This window comes from Aquibacillus rhizosphaerae (assembly GCF_030282825.1).
Lineage (GTDB): Bacteria > Bacillota > Bacilli > Bacillales > Amphibacillaceae > Aquibacillus_C > Aquibacillus_C rhizosphaerae.
In genome coordinates this window covers 1-2,428 of sequence record NZ_JASTZU010000026.1, presented here as the reverse complement: position 1 = coordinate 2,428, position 2,428 = coordinate 1, and the positions used below count along the sequence as shown (strand labels likewise).

The window sequence follows — 2,428 nt, the reverse complement described above, 5'->3', positions numbered from 1 at the left end:
ATTGTCGGTTGGGGTGGAAGGTTGGCTAGAAGTGGCAAAGGGATTTATTCAACGGTAAAAGTAAGCAATACAGCCTTGGACGCTTATAAAAGTGCGAAAACGTTTGATAACATCAGGAAATCAGAATTAGGTTTGTATGGATTGGCTTCAAGCAACGGGTTCTCGGAATACATAACCGGAAAAGACATCCTAGGAAATGAACTAACCGAAGCGCAACGAACAGCGAGCCTAGGTCTCGGTTTAGCAGGTATTCTTCCGCTGACCCCAGCGTTGGCAAGTAACACTGTCACGTTAAGTAAACAAACCATTGCCAAAGCCCAAGAGATGGCGAGAGGATCAAGGGACATTGGTAGAGCCACTCTGCAAGGGATGATTGATTCCTTACAACCAAACCGTATGACCCCGGACTTGGCGACGGTTGGTGGTCCAATGAATGTAGTTAATATGGGGCCGCTGAGGCAGAAGGTAGAAGATACTTATTCGTTGGTTGTTAAGGGTATAGATAATGCTAATAGACTTATTCCAGGTACACCTGGTGTTGTTACAGGAGGTAATTCTAATAAGTTAGGAAAAAATATGTTGGAAGATATGGGGCTTAAACGTTCTACAAAATGGAGTGGATATCAAGCACAACATATTATTCCTTCTGAAATGGCAAATAATTCTATTATACAAAAAATTGGAATGAATTTTGATAACTCAACAAACGGAATTTTTCTAAGAGTGCCAGATAATGATATAAGTACCATGTCTAGACATAGGGGGTATCATTCTGTTTATAATGAAGTAGTTGAAAGAGCATTAAACAGAATGGATATAAATCAAAATGTTGATAATTTACAAAAGCAAGTATACGAGTTACAAAGTAATCTAAGAAAATTACAGGAGAAAGGTTTACCTTTGTACCCAAGCCAAGGTGCAACAGTAGAACTTTGGGAAAGAAAGCTTAAACAGTTGGAAAAATAATTGTGTGTAAAAATATGGTAAGGAGATATGTATTTATGGATGAAAAAGATATTATTTTCCTTGAACAGTTACTTTATAATACAGATAAAGATTATGTAGTAAGCCAGTTAAAGAATATAGACAATCCTTTATTACTCCATTACTTTGCTGCCAATTATAATTGGAATAGTGGGTTTGAAGTACCAACAGTTATCTTAGATAATGAGGCTTGTGATTTAGGGACTGGTTTACTAATGTTTCATTATGCAGATGGCTATCGTTTGTTAGAGAGTTCAGATGAAATTTCAAGTTCTTCGTTAGAGGAATGGAAAGTTTTTTTGAGGAAGAATTATAATAAACTACTAAGCCTAGACTTTAAATCACAAGACATTTCCTTTGACCCTGAATTAACAAAAATTCAAAAGTATAAGATAAAAAAGAATAAGCCAGACCTTCCTGACGTTCTAATTAGTAAGTCTTCAGGCAAAGAGATTGATATACCTAAGATATAATGTATTTTATTTGAAACCTTGATTGGCAAAGTGCCTTTCAAGGTTTATTTTTGAGGGGCTACCTAGTGACGAATGACCTACTTATTACTTACAGGATAGAACTAAACCTTGTAATCCCAATATGATTTATTAACAAATTCTTTAGTACGTACAAAAGAACGATTATTTTATCGAGAGGACTACTCCACCTCGATTAACTCCTGAATGTCGATGTCTAACACTTTGCATACTGTTTCTAATGTTGATAGGTAAACTCTGTCCACGTTGTCTGAACAAAGATGGCTAATCGTATTAGGACGCAGCCTTGTCATTCGTGCCAATTCACGCTGTGAAAGGTCACGTTCTTTAAGGATTTCTTTAAGTTTGATTAATATTGCCATGATAGTTCCCTTCCTCTTTTTCATGTTACTTTTACGATACACAATAAATTTGTATCGGTAAAAGGGGTTGATTGTATCGCTAAAGCCGCATACAATAAATTTATGTTGAATATAGCGGCTAAGCGTTACGTTAATTAGAACTTATGTAACGGGAGGGTGTGAAGTTGAACCTTATTGGGTATATACGAGTTTGACTCAAGGACGAGCAAGAGATAGATATAGCTTGAAAAATCATAAAGATGAAATTAAAGCAAAAGCAAAACAACAAACCGCAGATTATTTAACGTTTAAAAAGCAAGAAGCGAACGCCCGAGAAATTGAAAAACGTCCGTGGTATGAAGACGTATGGGTAGGTACCAAATCGTTTGTGGGGGAATTTACAGGATACTATGATTACCTGCGAGTGAAAGATGGCGTCGATCCAATTACTGGTGTTGAACTGACAGCTGGACAACGGGTAACCTATGCGGCAATGGCCGCAGCGAGTTTTATTCCAATTGTCGGTTGGGGTGGAAGGTTGGCTAGAAGTGGCAAAGGGATTTATTCAACGGTAAAAGTAAGCAATACAGCCTTGGACGCTTATAAAAGTGC

4 protein-coding genes are annotated in these 2,428 nt (G+C 37.2%); 3 read left to right on the top strand and 1 reads right to left on the bottom strand.

The genetic code is table 11. The features are described from left to right. Both QQS35_RS07610 and QQS35_RS07605 read left to right on the top strand, forming a co-directional pair. A partial coding sequence (locus QQS35_RS07610; protein WP_285931349.1) for an AHH domain-containing protein occupies positions 1–966 on the top strand: 966 nt, incomplete at its 5' end. Between the two features lie 35 nt (positions 967–1,001). Next, entirely contained in the window at positions 1,002–1,457 is a 456-nt protein-coding gene (locus QQS35_RS07605) for a DUF4274 domain-containing protein (protein WP_285931348.1), read from the top strand. A 179-nt stretch (positions 1,458–1,636) separates the two neighbouring features. Here the strand turns inward: QQS35_RS07605 and QQS35_RS07600 are convergent, their stop codons facing one another. After that, positions 1,637–1,837 (bottom strand): helix-turn-helix domain-containing protein, encoded by a 201-nt coding sequence (locus QQS35_RS07600; protein WP_285931347.1) that lies wholly within the window; start codon positions 1,835–1,837, stop codon positions 1,637–1,639. Between the two features lie 223 nt (positions 1,838–2,060). Here QQS35_RS07600 and QQS35_RS07595 point away from each other — a divergent pair. Then, positions 2,061–2,428 (top strand): pre-toxin TG domain-containing protein (locus QQS35_RS07595; protein WP_285931346.1); only part of this gene is annotated, 368 nt, incomplete at its 3' end.